11 protein-coding genes are annotated in these 16,819 nt (G+C 54.1%); 7 read left to right on the forward strand and 4 right to left on the reverse strand.

The genetic code is table 11. From position 1 onward, the window contains the following. The first annotated feature begins 10 nt into the window (after positions 1 to 10). The 4 genes from BQ5361_RS08225 (at position 11) to BQ5361_RS10355 (ending at position 5,269) form a co-directional block, all read left to right on the forward strand. Positions 11 to 430, forward strand: coding sequence for a hypothetical protein (locus tag BQ5361_RS08225; RefSeq protein WP_071425004.1), 420 nt, complete (start codon positions 11 to 13; stop codon positions 428 to 430). Positions 431 to 635: 205 nt separating this feature from the next. Beyond that, positions 636 to 1,295, forward strand: a complete 660-nt coding sequence (locus BQ5361_RS08230; protein ID WP_035473390.1) for an Ig-like domain-containing protein — start codon at positions 636 to 638, stop codon at positions 1,293 to 1,295. A gap of 44 nt (positions 1,296 to 1,339) precedes the next feature. Continuing rightward, positions 1,340 to 3,106 carry a M57 family metalloprotease gene (locus tag BQ5361_RS08235; RefSeq protein ID WP_071425005.1) on the forward strand — a complete coding sequence of 589 codons (1,767 nt, stop codon included), beginning with the start codon at positions 1,340 to 1,342 and terminating at the stop codon, positions 3,104 to 3,106. 231 nt (positions 3,107 to 3,337) lie between these two features. Continuing rightward, entirely contained in the window at positions 3,338 to 5,269 is a 1,932-nt protein-coding gene (locus tag BQ5361_RS10355) for a DNA polymerase III subunit gamma/tau (protein WP_074021981.1), read from the forward strand. A 264-nt stretch (positions 5,270 to 5,533) separates the two neighbouring features. On the opposite strand, the gene deoC is transcribed toward BQ5361_RS10355, so the two are convergent. The 3 genes from deoC to BQ5361_RS08255 form a co-directional block, all read right to left on the reverse strand. Continuing rightward, positions 5,534 to 6,415, reverse strand: coding sequence for a deoxyribose-phosphate aldolase (gene deoC, locus BQ5361_RS08245; RefSeq protein WP_035474400.1), 882 nt, complete (start codon positions 6,413 to 6,415; stop codon positions 5,534 to 5,536). A gap of 169 nt (positions 6,416 to 6,584) precedes the next feature. Then, entirely contained in the window at positions 6,585 to 8,252 is a 1,668-nt protein-coding gene (gene recN, locus BQ5361_RS08250; protein ID WP_035474392.1) for a DNA repair protein RecN, read from the reverse strand. A 198-nt stretch (positions 8,253 to 8,450) separates the two neighbouring features. After that, positions 8,451 to 10,616, reverse strand: a complete 2,166-nt coding sequence (locus BQ5361_RS08255) for a S46 family peptidase (RefSeq protein ID WP_035474389.1) — start codon at positions 10,614 to 10,616, stop codon at positions 8,451 to 8,453. A gap of 345 nt (positions 10,617 to 10,961) precedes the next feature. On the opposite strand from BQ5361_RS08255, the gene BQ5361_RS08260 reads away from it, so the two are divergent. The 3 genes from BQ5361_RS08260 to BQ5361_RS08270 all read left to right on the forward strand — a co-directional run bounded on the left by BQ5361_RS08260 (position 10,962) and on the right by BQ5361_RS08270 (position 15,081). After that, positions 10,962 to 11,648, forward strand: coding sequence for an Ig-like domain-containing protein (locus BQ5361_RS08260; protein WP_071425006.1), 687 nt, complete (start codon positions 10,962 to 10,964; stop codon positions 11,646 to 11,648). Between the two features lie 142 nt (positions 11,649 to 11,790). Next, entirely contained in the window at positions 11,791 to 13,407 is a 1,617-nt protein-coding gene (locus BQ5361_RS08265; protein ID WP_035474386.1) for a zinc metalloprotease, read from the forward strand. Positions 13,408 to 13,947: 540 nt separating this feature from the next. Beyond that, entirely contained in the window at positions 13,948 to 15,081 is a 1,134-nt protein-coding gene (locus tag BQ5361_RS08270; RefSeq protein ID WP_035474383.1) for a site-specific integrase, read from the forward strand. 613 nt (positions 15,082 to 15,694) lie between these two features. Here BQ5361_RS08270 and BQ5361_RS08275 read toward each other — a convergent pair. Beyond that, positions 15,695 to 16,816, reverse strand: a complete 1,122-nt coding sequence (locus tag BQ5361_RS08275) for a Fic family protein (protein WP_035474381.1) — start codon at positions 16,814 to 16,816, stop codon at positions 15,695 to 15,697. Positions 16,817 to 16,819 lie beyond the last annotated feature (3 nt).

The raw sequence follows: 16,819 nt of genomic DNA on the forward strand, positions 1-16,819 counted from the left end.
AGCGGAAGAGGTGAAAGAGGAAACCGTCGCCGACAACCGGACGGTCGGGACAACAACCGGAAAGAACGCCGAAACGGAGAACCGCTCCGCAGGCACTGTGGCCACCGCAACGGACATGGAGAACAGTACGGCGAACGATGCGATTGCGGACGAGATACAGCGCAGCCTGGAAGAATACGCCTCTCCGAACGTCGCTTCAGGGCCGGAATTCCACCTTGTAGCCGGCGTATTCTCCGACCCGGCGAATGCCGACCGGCTGATAGCAGCCGACCCGTTGGGTATCGGAAGCGCCAACTACCGGAAAGTCGGTTTCAGCGGCGGCAAGACGCTCGTCAGCGTCTTCTCCTCGACCGACCGCGCCGCTGTCGAGGCCCGCAAGCGGGCACTCGCAGGGGTGAACAACGAACTCTGGATATACGAAAAGCCCTGACCCTAGGCAATCTCCGCACAGAAATGAGCGAGGTACGGCAATGTCCGCACCTCGCTTTTTATCTTCGTCCCTACCATCTTCCACAACGGAATCAGACGGAACCCGTCCCTCCGCCGTGTTTTTCAGCATGAAATATTTGTCATTAACCGGATTAATATTAACTTTACGATACATGTTTTGATAAAATATAAACCATTCACTACTCATGCTTATGAAACGTATGCTCTTATTGGCCGTACTGGCAGGCATCGCTGCCGGGACGGCAGGATGCAAACAGCAGGATGCACCGAAACTCGACCGGCAGGCCGTCCGGCTCTATGTGGGCGACCAGGTACGAATCACGGCCGACAGGCCCGTCGCGTGGAGCGCCGCGGACGACTTCTATGCCGCGGTGGACGCCGACGGTACCGTCACCGCCCGGCATGTCGGCACCACGACCGTGACCGCTACAGCCGACTCCGGCAGCGCCGCATGCACCGTGGAAGTCCAGCCCCGGTACGATACGTTCGAAGAACCGCTGTACGAACTGTTCGGACAACCGCTGTCCGTACTCAAAAAGGCGGAAACACGGGAAATATTGGAAGAAAACGATACCTCTATTTTCTATAAGGGAGAACGGCCTTACATAGCGAAAGTTCAGTACAGATTCGACAAGGGCGAAGACCCTGTCGTGTTCTATGCCAATATTTTCATCGAAAAATCGTACAAAGAAGAGATGAGGAACTTCTTTTTCGAACGCTATGAATACGATGGGTCAAACGATTGCTTTTATAATTTCCGGTCAATCCCTCCCATAATGATAGCATTCGATGAAACGGAGCCGGAATACATCGTTGTAACCTATTTTCAAACCCATAAACTATAAACCGCACACATGCTTAATTCTGAAACCATTTAACTCAAAAAGCCATGAAACGTCTTCTTTTTTCCATCATAATCGGTGTCTTGTCTATCGGAACTGCCTGTGTACGGCAGGGCAATCCCGATACCACCAAAAGTCCGGAGCAGTTACAATACGAAAGGACCGTCTATCTCATCAAAGAAATGGGGTACGATATATCCGATATACGTTCCGCCGCGAACGGATACATTGTCGAAGGCGACATATTACTGACCCAGAGACACCTCGACGAATTCGAGTCGCGAGTTCAAACCCGGCAGAATTTTAATCAATATTGGCTGACTGTCAGCAAAGACAATCAAAAGATACAAATCAATTCTGCTTTTCCGTATGTAGACTTTTCGTTAGACTGCCTCGACGCCATTCAGTATTGGAATGAAAAATCCCAATGCAGCATCGTCTTGTCAGGAGCTGGAGGGAACAGTATCATCGACATCATCACCGAACCTTTCAAAACGGTGGATGGCTACGAAGATTTCAATACGCTCATGCTCGTTACTCCACCCACAAGCGACGGTTATCCGGGAAGTATAAAAATCAATTCGCAGAGTTCTTATCTGCCTAAACCTTCTACGGAGCAAGCCAAATATATGATACTGCATGCCGTCGGTCATGCCATAGGCTTTACCCATACATTGAGAGACTATAATGACGGAAGCGGCCAAACGCAGGAGGAGGTTGGAGTACCAATTCCAGGCACTGAACCCTATGATGCGAAATCAATTATGGTCAAGGAATCGCATTCGGGCTGGAGCGGCTTCAGCGAAAACGACATCAAGGCGTTCAAAGCCGTGTATCCCCTCGACGAGCCGGAACCCGAGCCGGAGCCGGAACCGGAAGTCGATTTCAGCGACCGGTCCATGGAATGGATAGCGGATGACGGCTTCGCCATCGCCATGGGCGGGCCGTATGCCTACGGTTCGGTGAATATCGACGTTCGCGTACGGCTGACAGGCAGCGAATGGGCGGACGGTCAGGTCAGGGGGATGCGGATATACGACCTGTACACCGGCGAGGAGGTCATGCGCGGAAAGGCCGGCAGCTGCCGGCTGCAGCCAGGCGAGTACACGCTCCATTACGGGGCGGCCGTCCGGCGCGAAGACGGCACCTTCGAGTGCCGCTACGGCACCGCGGATTTCGAGGTGACTCTCCCCGGATTCGAACTCACCATGCCCATCCTCTCCCATCCCGAAGACATCGACCTCTCGCGCACAATCGTGGTGCGCTGCTCCTTCGAGACCGACGATGCCGCATGGAGAAACTTCTCCTGCTCCGTCCAACTCGTCAATCTGCGGACCGGGGAGGAGATAACGCACCAATCCTACACGCCGAACGAACGTTGGGCCTTCAGGCTGACCGAACGGGGCACCTATCGTGCGGTGGCCACCGTATCGAACGGTTCCGAGACCCTCGTTATCCGCAAAGATTTCGTCCTTCCCGAACTGACGAATCCCAAAGACATCTACCATACGCTGAACTGGCGGGCGATAGACTTCGATAAAGTCATCCAATACTACATCGACTTCTATTCGGACGAAGCCTGCACGGAGAAGCTTTCGCTGCAGCACTCCGCCGCCTGCCACTACATCGTATGGAGGCGTCACCACGACGCAGAAGGCAATCCGACGAAGAACGACAAGGTGATGGAGGATACGGTCATGCTTCCGGCGGGAGTTACGACCTACAACCTGCCCTACACATTCGAGGCGAAGGATTACCTCACGCTCCACGGATACCGGTACGACTATGAAATCGTCGGTATCGAATACCGGTAGCGATTTGGAGGGACGGCGTCCGTCTTTCTGCCGGCAGTCTGTCCGATACTTTTATATGCCGGCCGTTTTCGCGTTTCGGCTCCCCCGTATTTCCGCCGGGGGAGCCGGTTCATGCGGACAGACACCGAAGGACCGGGCGGCGGAATAAGCACAGGAAGCGACATTCCGTGTTTTTTTCGTACCTTTGTATGGACGGCGGGATTGCCCTCCTGCCACATGACCGCTCTCCGTATGGACAATTTCATCGTTTCAGCCCGAAAATACAGACCTGCCACTTTCGAGTCGGTGGTCGGACAGTCGCATATCACCTCCACGCTGCGGAATGCCATCGCACGCGGACAGCTTGCCCATGCCTACCTGTTCTGCGGCCCGCGGGGCGTGGGCAAGACCACCTGCGCCCGCATCTTCGCCAAAACCATCAACTGCCTCAACCCGCAGGGGAGCGAGGCCTGCGGCGAATGCGAATCTTGCCGCGCTTTCGACGAGGGACGCAGTTTCAACATCCATGAGCTGGATGCCGCCTCGAACAATTCGGTGGACGACATCCGCACGCTGACCGAACAAGTACGTATCCCCCCTCAGATAGGACGGTACAGCGTCTATATCATCGACGAGGTGCACATGCTGTCTCAGGCGGCGTTCAACGCCTTCCTCAAGACACTCGAAGAACCACCGGCACACGCCGTCTTCATCCTCGCCACGACCGAAAAGCACAAGATAATCCCCACCATCCTCTCCCGCTGCCAGATATACGATTTCAACCGCATCCGCGTGGAGGATGGCGTGGCCTACCTGAAATACATCGCCGAAAAGGAGGGTATCACCTACGACGACGAATCGTTGAACCTGATTGCGGCAAAAGCGGACGGCGGTATGCGCGACGCGCTCAGCATGTTCGACAAGGCGGTGGCCTTCTGCGGCACATCGCTCGACTTCCGCGAAGTGGCCCGCACGCTGAACGTTCTCGATTACGACACCTACTTCAACCTCACCGACCTTGCCGCGGCAGGCGACTACCGGTCAGCACTGCTGCTGCTGGACGACGTGCTGCGCAAAGGTTTCTCGGCCCAGACCTTCACGGGCGGCCTGGCAGCGCACCTGCGCGACCTGCTGATGTGCAAGGACGCGGCGACCGCTCCCCTGCTCGAAGCCACGGGGACGCTGCTGGAACGCTACAAAGCCCAGAGCGCCCGGCTGGAAATCGGATTCCTGTTTGATGCGGTAGCCCTGATAAACGGTGTGGATGCCACCCTTCGCAGCGCGACGAACACCCGGCTGCACGTAGAGCTCGGACTGATGAAGCTCTGCGGCATGGGGCAAAAAAAAAACAGCTTAGAGCCTGACGGACCGCAGCTTCCTCCGCTCACAGGAGGAACCGCACCGCGCTCGGTACAAACACCCGGCAGCGCCGGACAGTCTCCTGTCGGGGCGGCTGCAGGGCAATATCCTTCCTCCGTCCCGCCGCACGAAGGGACGGCTGCAACACAGCCGGTATCCGAACCCGCACGACCGGCACCGCAGCATACCGCCTCTCCGGCAGAGCGAGCGGCAACGCAGATACCCCCTATTCCGCAGCCGACGAAAGAGACGGAACGTCCCCTTGCGCCACCGGCCGGAGGCAACGATGCTCCCCATAGTCATACGCCCGCTGCGCAGACGACTCCGGAACCGGCTGCCGCTCAAGCCGCAAAACCGGCTGGCAGGTCGGTTTCGGGCGTATCCATCCACAGTATCCTGAAAGGAGGAACTTCCAAAGAGAAAGCCGCGGCCGGAGAACCGGCCGCAACGGCGGCGAGACAGGCAGTCGATCCCGACAGCCAGCAGAAAATCACGGCGGCCAAAGAGACTTTCATCGCAGAGCTCGGCCGCCGCAGGCCCCGTTTCGCCACGGCATTCGCCAACATGGAGGTCACGGGCAACACCATTCGCGCCACCGTCTCCACCGATTTGCTGCGCGACGACATCATTCAGCACCAAAAGGAGCTGATTTCCCTGCTGCGTGACATCTCGGGGCTCGACGGAACGGTCGTATTCGACATCGAAGTAAAAGAGGACCGGAGCGCAGTCCGCCCCGTCAAGCCGGAAGACAAGCTCGCCCACCTGCGCAGCAAGAACGCCGCGCTTGACGAACTTCGGCGGGAACTCGAACTGGAACTCGAATAATCCCGTCCACAGGGCAGGTCGTTCTGCCGTTCTGTCTCCGGAATCGCCCGCAACCGCAATTCCGCGGAGCAGCGGCATGTACGACCGAACGGAAGATACCGGCCGGAACAGAAAGAACGATTCGATTCCGGGAATCGCCTCCCATTTGTGAAAGCATTTGCAAGGCAGGGCCGCCGAAAGATACTTTCGGCGGCCCTGCCTTGCAAATGCAACGGTTGTCTTGTGCACCGCTTATCTCCGAACAGTTGCCGAAGAGACGGAGGTTCAGAAGTAAGACTGTGTACCGCCCGTTACGGCCGACAGCAAAGCGTTGGCTAACGGAGCACTCGCCCCGAAACGGAACAGCGACGGGGTAAGCCACTCGCGGCCGAGCATATTTTCCACGATGGTATAATAGAGCACGGCATCGTCCACGGTACGGATACCGCCCGCCAGCTTGATGCCGACGTTGATTCCGGTCTGCAAATAGTAATCCTTGATGGCATTGCAGATGACCATGGCCGACTTCGGCGTGGCACCGTAAGCCGATTTGCCGGTCGAAGTCTTCACGAAATCGGCACCGGAAAGGATTGCCAGCATGGAGGCGCGATAGACATCCTCCGGAGTTTCGAGCATGCCCGACTCGATGATGACCTTGAACGTCACTTCCTGTCCGGCTTCCCGACAGAGCAGTTCGAGGTCGTTGGCCAGCCGGTCGAACTCGCCCTCCACCATTTCTCCCGCATTCATCACCACATCGATTTCGTCGGCGCCGTTCTCAACAGCCATCGCCACTTCGAGCATCTTCACTTCGAGGTAGGTCTGCGCCGCGGGGAAACCGCCCGCTACGCTCGTTACGCCGATGTTCGTCCCCTCCACGCCGAGACCCGCAATGTCCACAAAGGAGGGATAGACGCAGACGGTCGCCACATTGGGCATCCCGGGAAAACGTACCGGTACGTCCACCGCCTTCTTGACAAATTCCGCTACGCTCCGCACCGAATCGCTCCCGGAGAGCGTGGTCAGGTCGAGCGCACTGAAACAGAACCTGTAAACCTCCTCGTTGCGGTTCCTGTCCATCTCGGCCCTGGCCTTTGCCACCACCGACTCCACCAGGCTGTCCGAAGCCACCGGAGCGTATTTCTGAAGTAATACCGAATAATCCATAACGATAAGGTTTAAAGGTTCGACAACATATCCCCTCTCCCGGAGATCCTCCGCGGCAACCCCCGCGGTATCCGTAGCCGACCGGCGGACTCTCCGGCACTCCATGCCGTCCTATTCCGATGGCCGTACCTAATATAACGTTTTTTCCGCAAACGGACAAATCCGCCGCCTATTTTTCGCCGCCGTATCCCAACAGGGCACGCGCCTGCGCCACGGCCGCTTCCGTCACCTCGCTGCCGCTCAACATCTTGGCAATCTCGCCGACACGCGCCTCACGGTCGAGCAGGCGGATACGGGTAACATTTCCCGAAGGCGACGCCTCCTTGTAAACGAGAAAATGCGTCTCCCCCTTCGACGCCACCTGCGGCAGGTGGGTGATATTGACTACCTGCATGGAGTCGCCCAGTTCGGCGATTATTCTCCCCATCGCATCGGCTATCTTTCCCGATACGCCGGTGTCTATCTCGTCGAACAGTATCGTCGGAAGTTTGGTACTCCGGGCCACGATGGATTTCAGGGCCAGCATGACGCGTGACGTCTCCCCGCCGGAGGCAATGCGTTCGAGACTCTGGAGCCCTTCGCCGCCGTTGGCATTGAACAGAAACCGGACACTGTCCGCGCCCGAAGGGGAGAGTGCACCCGAAGGGGTTATCTCCGTCACGAACCGCGCCGAAGGCATTCCTAAACGGGCAAGTACCCGGCCGACGGCTTCGTCGAACAAGGCCGATGCCTCGGTACGGCTCGCCGTCACGGCAGCCGCAAGTCCTTCGGCGGTCACCCTGAGCGCTCCGGTCTCGGCCTCCAGTTCCGCTATCTCCGCATCGGAATCGGTGATGGCCTCAAGCCTGGTGGCCAGGTCGTTCCCGAGTGCCAGCAGCTCATCCGACGAAGCGGCGCCGTAACGCCTCATCAGGTCGGAAACAGCCCCTATCCGATTGTCCACAGCCTCCAGCCGCGCAGGATTATCTTCTATGCGTCCGGCCAGTGAAGCGACTTCTCCGCTTACATCTTTCAGTTCCACGTAGGCGGAATGTATGCGGGCAACCAGGTCGGAGGTTCCCTCCAACACCCCGCCGAGGCGCTGCAGTGCGGCCTCTGCGGTCTTCAGGGCTGCAAGCACCCCCGTCTCGTCGTTCTCCATCAGGCCGCACGCCTCGGAGAGTGCAGCGAGTATCCCCTCGGCATTGGACAGCTCCCGCTGCTCGGCCTCCAGCTCCTGCAGCTCTCCTTCATGCAGCCCCAACGCAGCTATCTGCTGCCACTGGAACCGCATATACTCCTCGTCGCGGCGGTTCCGCCCGACCTCTTCGCGCAGACGCGCCAACTCCTGCTCCCGTTCACGCAGGGCACGGTACGCCCTGCCGTATTCGGCCCGCAAGCCGCGGTTATCGGCCAGGCTGTCCAGCACACGGATGCGGAACTCCCCGTCGGCCACCAGTACCCCCTGGTTTTGGGAATGGATATCTATCAGGTGCGCCGCAAGCTCCCGAAGCGTGGCAAGCTGTACGGGCAGGTCATTCACGTAAGCCCTGCTCTTGCCGGCGGGCGTGACGATGCGGCGGATAACGGTATGCCGTTCGTAATCGAGCTCGTTCTCGTCGAAAAACGTTTCGAGCCCGTATCCGCCCATATCGAACAGCCCCTCAATCACGCAGTTCCTCCCGGAATCCTTCAGCACGGCCGTATCGGCCCTATTCCCCATTATCAGTCCGAGGGCCCCCAGCAGAATCGACTTGCCGGCACCCGTTTCGCCCGTGATGATATTCAGCGACGGGGAAAGTTCCAGCTCAAGCTGCTGTATAAGTGCGTAATTCTCTATCGACAACCTTTCGAGCATCTCCGGAATAGCGATGTTTTTGCGTTCGCTAAGTTACATATTTTGTCCGGGAAAAGGTACGCGACCCGATACGGTCGGAAAAATTTTCCGTCCGACACGGTACGACTCGCCGCATCCGCCTTCCCGCACGAACGGAACGAAACGGGGGCGCGGCCCCTTCGGAACCCGCCCCCGTATTTCCAGCCGGCATATGCCCGGCTACCACTCTATCGTCATTTCGTCGAGCAGGTGGCCCGCTCCGGCGAACTTGTCTATCACGAACAGCACGTAACGCACGTCCACGTTGATGCAGCGCTGGAGTTCCGGTTCGAAGAGCACATCGCCGCTCATGGCATCCCAGTTTCCGTCGAAGGCGAGGCCGATGAGCTGGCCACGGTCGTTGAGCACGGGACTGCCGGAGTTACCGCCGGTGATGTCATTCGTGGAGATGAAGCAGGTATTCACATGCCCCTTCGCACCGTTCCGTATCTCCTTACGGGTAAGCCCGGAAAGGTCGGCATAGGGACCGTAGTCCTGCTCGATGTAGAGCTCCTTGAGCTTCTCGGGGACGGTAAATTCGGTCGGATTGAGCTCATCCTCTTTCTCCATGACGCCCGTCAGCGTGGTGAAGTAGTCGTAATCCACGGCATCCGCGGGAGAGTACGACTTCACGTTGCCGTAGGTGAGACGGATGGTGAAGTTGGCGTCGGGATAGTGCTTGCCGTCGGCATCCATCTCAAGCAGTCCCTTGATATAGAGTTTGTGCCCTTCGGCGAACTGCATCGCCGGCTCCCGAAGCTGTTCCACGAGGCCGTTATGTTTGGCGACGGTCGTATTGAACACCGTCAGGGCCGGGTCGTCCGCCGGGAGCTCCCCGCCGCCGGCCAGGTAACTTTCGAGCTTCTCCCTGTTCGCGTAAATCGAGTTGTCGTACAGCCAGTCCACATAAACCTGCACGTCGCCGCCGAAACGACCCTCCACCTCGGTCGTGATGAATTCGGGCATGTTGTCGGGCGACACCATCTCCATCGTGAGCTCTATCATGCGCTTGGCCACTTTCCTGTCGGTCGGCTCGTTGTAGTCCTTATAAACCGCGGCAATGGTCTCCTCAGCCGCGAGCGGCTCGGCCGAAAGCAGGTCGGGAAGCGCACGGCTGAGCACGGCGGCTATCGACGCCACCTCGACACTGCTCACGATGGCTTCGCGGAGCACCTGCCTGTCACTCTCCAGCGGTACGGAGACCTCTTTCGATGCGGCTATAAGCGGCAGAGCACGCAGGTATTCGCTCCTTGCCGGGTCGGCCTGCGCCCACCGCGTGAAAGCCGCCTCCTGCTCCTGTCGACGGTCACGGATGCCGAGCTTGCGCACGGCCTTGCTCTTGCCGATGGAATTTTTCCAATAGTTGGAAGAGTTGGCATATTTGTCCGAATATTGGATGCGTACCCGGTCGCTCGCCTCCATATCCTCTTTCAGTATCTTCTGGCGTTCGCCGCGGATGAGGATGCGGTTCGGGTTGGCCACGTCGAGCATCTCGTCGATTTCGTACGTGGTCATGTAGCGCGTCGTCGTTCCCGGGAAACCCATTATCATGGTGAAGTCGCCGTCTTTGTAGCCCTTGGCCGAAACGGTCAGGTGCACGGGAGCCCGGTAAGGCACGTTCTCAGGCGAATAGTCGGCCGGCGTCGTCCCGTCCGCAGCAGCATAGACACGGAATACGGAGAAGTCGCCCGTGTGACGCGGCCACATCCAATTGTCGGTATCGCCCCCGAACTTGCCTATCGAACTGGGCGGAGCACCGACGAAACGGATGTCGGTGTACTCGTCCATGACGAAAAGAAAATACTGGTTCCCGCCGAAAAAGCTCTCCACGAGTATCTTCTTGCCGGGATACTCCGCCCGGTAGGCTTCGGTCAGCTCGCCGCGCCGTTCATTCACCTTTGCGGTATACTCCTCGAAAGGCAGCCCCTCCAGCCCTTCGGTCATGCGGTCGGTCACCTCCTCAATCTTGCGGATGAAGTGTACCGAGAGGCCGGGAACGGGTATCTCCTCGGAGCGGTCCATTGCCCAGAAACCGTTGGCCAGATAGTCGTTCTCGGTCGTGCTGAGCTGCTGGATACTGCTGTAACCGCAATGGTGGTTAGTGAAGATAAGCCCGTCGGGCGATACGATTTCGCCCGTACAACCGGGCCCGAAGATGATGATGGCATCCTTGAGCGACGGCCCGTCGGGATTGTAGATATCGGTAGCCTTCAGTTTCAGTCCGGCTGCCTTCATATCGGCGTAATTCGTTTTCTGGAGGTAGGGCAGCAGCCACATCCCCTCATCCGCAAAGGCAGTCAGCCCCAGCGCCAGCGCACCGAGCGCCGAAAGGAAGAGTTTTTTCATTTACGTCTTGATTTTTATGTTTGTCGTATAAGTATTCCTGTTCCGCACCCGCATCGCACGCCGGCGGGACGCGGATACAAATATAGCGGTTTGGAACGAGTTTCACAATCCTGCCGGGGCCAAACCGGGGATTGCACCCGAAACCCCGAAAAGCCGCCTGACGGCACGATACGCATGCCGCCCTGCCATAAGCTCACTCCGCAACCGAAGCTGTCGACAGCGAGGAGACTTTCCCCGGCATATCCGACTTTTCCACAATTATCCATTATATAATATTTGTCATTAACCGGATTAATATTAACTTTACGATACATGTTTTGATAAAATATAAACCTTTCACTACTCATGCTTATGAAACGTATGCTCTTATTGGCCGTACTGGCAGGCATCGCTGCCGGAACGGCAGGGTGCAAACAGCAGGATGCACCGAAACTCGACCGGCAGGCCGTCCGGCTCTATGTGGGCGACCAGGTACGAATCACGGCCGACAGGCCCGTCGCGTGGAGCGCCGCGGACGACTTCTATGCCGCGGTGGACGCCGACGGTACCGTCACCGCCCGGCACGTCGGCTCCACGACCGTGACCGCAACAGCCGACTCCGGTAGCGCCGTCTGCACCGTGGAAGTACAACCCCGTTACGATACGTTCGAAGAACCGATTATCGAACTGTTGATGCAGCCTATGGAAGTAATTAAATCGTTGGAACCCAGAAAAATTATTAAGACGGAACAAGTTCATAACAGTTTGCGGCTCGTTTCCGTAGAAGAAGACAATCCGAAATTGGCAGGCAGGACATATTACTGCGCTTTAGACGGCGAAGGCTGTTACCGGATTACGATGATTTACCTGACAGCATACACAAAATATCAGGAAGAAATTATCGGATTTCTGGAAGAGCGTTATACACATGGCGAGGAAGGGTCGAATTACTATTATCCCGGGAACAACTTCCTTGATGTCGCGTATCGGGTAGCATTCCTCGGCCCGGAAAATCCGGCACAAAAAACAGTAGAAATATATTATCATTTATAAAACTACGACCATGAAAAAACCGAGTTATCTTTTCAACATTTGTTTGTTGTTTTGTCTAACGGCATGCACTCAGCTGTTGGAAGAAACCGTTCAGCCGCCGATTCAATCAAAATACGACCGAGACGTTTACACAATCAGTCAGATGGGATACGACATTTCCGACATTTACCGAATCGACAGCAGTTATGTCGTAGAAAAACACATTCTCATCACGCAGCGCCATATTCGTGATTTCGAGCGTATACCACAAACCCGTCAGGGCTTGACCAACGGCAACACGCTCAGCGAAGAGAATCGGGAGGTTTACCTCAATTACACGGGATGGCAATACAACAATGCCTACACGGAAGCAGCTAACTACTGGAATACCAAATCGAAATGCGGTGTTCAGTTCCATGTAACCGGCATCGAAAACGAATTGCGCATATCCGAAGAAAGCATGGACGATGAAAGCATCCTGATGCTGGTATCGCCGCCTACCGCATCCGGAGAACTCGGCGGTGAAATCATATTCAATACCGACTGCAAATACAAACCCGACCCGAACAGTTCTCAAGCCATGTATATGATGCTTCATGCGATGGGACACGCCATAGGGTTCGGTCACACATTCGTAAATAACGGAGATAATATCAAGGAAGACTTCGGGAAATACCCCATTGATGGAATAGAACACCTTAGGCCTGATTCAAAATCCATTATGGCAGAAGAATCCGACCCGCTCGGCTGGAGCGGCTTCAGCGAAAACGACATCAAGGCATTCAAGGCCATATATCCCACCGACGAGCCGGAACCGGAGCCGGAGCCGGATATAGACCCCTCAATCCCCTGGATATACTCGCAAGATGATTTCGATATCGAACTCTCCGTGCGGGATTTTTCGGAAGACACGCCGTATGTATTCCAAAACTACGTAAAACAGACCGGCGATTTCTGGTATTACCACGAGAATAAACAGAAATACATCCGAATAACGGACGCGAACGGCAGGGTCGTAGCACTCGGCAAAGCGAACGAAAGCTATTCCATTCCCTACGGTGAGTACACGCTGCAATACGGCGTCTTGGTTGAGTCGGTATTATGCGGGGAGGCAAAAGTAAAGTTCTGGCAGACGCAGCCCCGGATATGGACCAATGCGAGGGAGAACGAAACCATCGACCTTGCCCGGGAATACGTCGTCAAATGCGAATTCGATACCAACTTCCCCGACTGGCAGGAATACACGAAAAGCGTGAAGATGGTCGATACGGGAACCACAGAAGAAGTCCCCCTCAGATTCTCCGAAACCGCCGACAGATGGTATTTCAGATTTCCCGACAGGGGTACTTACAAAATCATCCTGACCGTTACCAACCGGCTCGGCGAGACGAAAACGGCGGAAAAGACGCTGCAGATAACATCCATCGACAGGACGCCGGTCTTTTACAAGATGTACGAAGAGTACGTCGGAATAGAATACGGATACCTGAAGAACAACGAAGCCGTATCACGCTTCTCGCTCAGATTCTATTCTGACGCCGCATGTACGCGCAGGATAGCTTCCACCGAAAACACCATCGAATGCAGCTACATCCTGTGGGACGACTACTACGACATCGACTCGGAACCGGTCTCCTCTACCATACAGGAGCAGGGTACGTTCCTGATACCGGTCGGTTCCTCGACCTGCGAACTGCCCCACGACATCTTCAACGGTACGCCCTATACTTTGGACCAACATATATTCCGATACGAAATAACCGGATTCTATTACAAATAAATTCGGTCTCGACCCGGCCAGATACCCTTTATATCCGAATCAATACGAGGATGGATGCGGCATAAAACCACCGCATCCGTCTCGGCAAACTTCACTCCTTGATATAGCACGACCGACATTCCGACCGGAGAAACGCAACCAAACGCACGTTTCCGGCAGGATAGACAGACTGTGCCTGTCGTCCGCCACAGTTCTATCGTTATCAATGAAGATGTTCGGCCGCCATCGCGTCGTCGTAGGTCTTGTGAACCGTACCGTACGGGTGCTCTACCGGAGCATAAATCGAATAAAGCTTCAGCGGTTTATCGCCGATATTTACCAGATTTCCAAAGTATGGGTGTTAAATGAAAACAAGAGCTAAATAAGTGCAAATAAATTCACTAATTTACAGTGATTTATCTGGGGTTTGATATTTTCTGTTGTTTTCATTCTTTTCAGTTGATTGGTTCTTTTTCGGTACATTTTTGTTTCTTATTTGTTTCTTGATTCGCGGGATTCTTTCTAACTTTACGGCAGAATAACGAGAATAAGGGAGAATCCATGCCGCGCATAAAGAAACCCTCGAAAGTCAAAGAACCTGTCCGTCTGCGGATGAAAGAACTGGTCAACGGAAACAAGAGCCTGTATCTGGACATTTACCGCAACGGCAAACGGTCGTATGAGTATTTGAAGCTCTATATTATCCCCGAAATCGACCATAATGCCCGTAGACAGAATCAAGCGACAATGGCTGCCGCCAATGCCATCAAATCGAAACGCATTATCCAACTTACCAATGGTGAAGCCGGAATCGAAAACAGAGAAAAGGTTTTTCTTTTGGATTGGATGGAGACCTACAAAGAGAATCAGGCGAAGAGGGGAAAGAAGGACGGCAATCAAATCAATGTTACTATCCGTATCCTGAAGGATTTTGCGGGAGCTCGGGTAATGATGGATCAGATCGACAAGACCTTTTGTCAAAACTATCTCGACTATCTGCAGACAGAATACCGCCCCAAAGGAAAACGGGTGTCTAACTTTACGCTTCATACCTACTACCGTATCCTGAACGGCGCTTTGAATGCTGCTGTTCGTGCGGATATTATCAAGTCCAACCCATTTACAAAGATCAACAACTCGGATAAGATACGCTTGCCGGAGAGCAAACGCTCGTATATGACCATTGAAGAGGTCCGGGCACTGATTGCTACTCCGATGAAGAATGAGGCCGTAAAACAGGCTTATTTGTTCTCTTGCTTCTGTGGATTGCGAATAAGCGACATTATCGGTTTGAGATGGAAAGATGTTTTTGTGGATAGAGGACAATACCGTCTTGCTGTGTCCATGCAGAAAACCAAAGAGCCGATTTATTTGCCGCTTTCACCAGAAGCGTTAAAGTGGATGCCGGAGCGAGGAGACAAGATGGCAGAAGACCACGTCTTCGACTTGCCGTGTCCAACGATGATAAACCTGCTGCTCAAACCTTGGGCAAAAGCGGCAGGCATAGACAAGCGTTTCTCATTCCATACGGCTCGGCACACGTTCGCGACGATGATGCTGACGCTTGGCGCCGACCTCTATACCACCTCGAAGTTGCTCGGTCATGCCGACGTGAAGATGACGCAGGTATACGCCAAAATCATCAATCAGAAAAAGGATGATGCGGTCAATCTGGTAAACGGATTGTTCGACTGAAACACGAACGGTTCTTTACACCGGCGCGGGCATATATATTTTAGTTTACTTTAATATCTATATATAGGGGAGAAAAACTAAAGTAAACCGTTTTCGTGCAAACAACTTAAAGAAAATCGACGGTGAAAGTTTGAGCCAAATACGGGCTTTTTTCAGGCTTGTATAAAGGGGAACATGTCGTCCGACATTTGTCCTCCTGCCAATGAAAAATATCTCTGGACAGGTTGCTGGAAATGTTACCCAGTCGGATATAACGGATTCAGTTTTGTCTTTCTTTTCCCCTTTTATTGCTTGATAGATGTGCATGTTGACGAAGAGACTTTGATGGCAATTCTGCGTCGAACCATACCAACCTGTTTGCCACTTTATAATCAGGCCAACATTGGACAACGAGACTGCCTCTGCTTGCAGATTGTGTGGCATCCCTCCCGCCGCCGAATGGCTGGAGGGGTATTAGGCTCCCCCGAAAGAAATATTGTGGCAGACGGGCAAGCCCGAGCTAAAATAGCATTGGAAGACAACAGACTCCTACAATGTAGCCTACCATCGAGAACCTTCCAGTAGAAATATCACAACAGAAGCGAAAGATACACAACAAATGTAACCATCAGGATTATTGCTTTGCCTTGATTTCGTTATATAATGCTAATCCTTTTGCCGTCAACAAATATTTCTGTCGAGGATGATTCGGCTTGTCTGGATATAGTACTTTGAGAATACCAGCTTTTAAAGCGGGAGTTATGTAGTTTTCTACAAATGTTGGGCGATGCTTTAAGCCGATCTTCTCCATTAGCCCTTTCAAAGATAATTGCTCATTTGATAAGGTAAGCAATAAAGTGCGAACTTGTTCGGTTACTTGTACGGTAGGTTGTTCGGTACTTGTACGGTCATTATGTTGTGCTTGCTCTGTAACCAGTTCTTCCGGAGCATTAATCACCATATATCGATTCCGTAATTCATTAGTTTCGCCCAATAGAAGATTGCGAAAGAACCGCTCCAAATATTCGGAATTACGCATAATACCTTTTTGTACGTTCTGATAATTTGCTCGTACCAGTGCATTGCGGAAGTACCATGAATGGTTGGCAAACAGGTCGTTCGTTACGTCGAAACCCATAGAACGGAGATAGAGAATCGTAAATACGGCAGTCGTTCGCGTATTTCCCTCTCCGAACGGATGGATTTGCCACAGCCCCGATACGAATTGGGCGATATGGTTCACAAGACTATTCCTGTCTACTTTGGAATAATCGAACTGGCGTTCCTGCTCCAAGTCGTATTCAATAGCTTTACGAATATCTGGCGCAGAAACATAGAGTACCGTATCTCCACGGAGTACCCACTCCTTTTTTGTGATATTATAATCACGGATTTGCCCTGCAAACTTGAATACTCCGTCGAAAATACGCCGATGAATCGATGTCAGTCCGACAAGCGTAAAAGCAAAGGTCTTTTCGGTAAGAAGCCGACGAATATTGGTTGATGCCGTATCTGCTTCATGCGTTTCCGCATCTTCAGGGGTACGCGTTTCTTTCGACTGGTAGTAACTTTTTATGAGTTGTTCAGCTTCATCGATAGTAATTTCTCCCTCGATGTCCTTGCGCGCGGTTTCAATCAGGTAGTCTGACGGCTTCAGCCCATCAACGGCCTGCAAGCCGATTGCAGTCTGCCACGCATATCCTTTCTCCCGCTTCTGCGGCTCGCATTGACGCATATATTCGTCGAAATTAATCATAGC

The sequence above is a fragment of the Tidjanibacter massiliensis genome, from assembly GCF_900104605.1.
Lineage (GTDB): Bacteria > Bacteroidota > Bacteroidia > Bacteroidales > Rikenellaceae > Tidjanibacter > Tidjanibacter inops.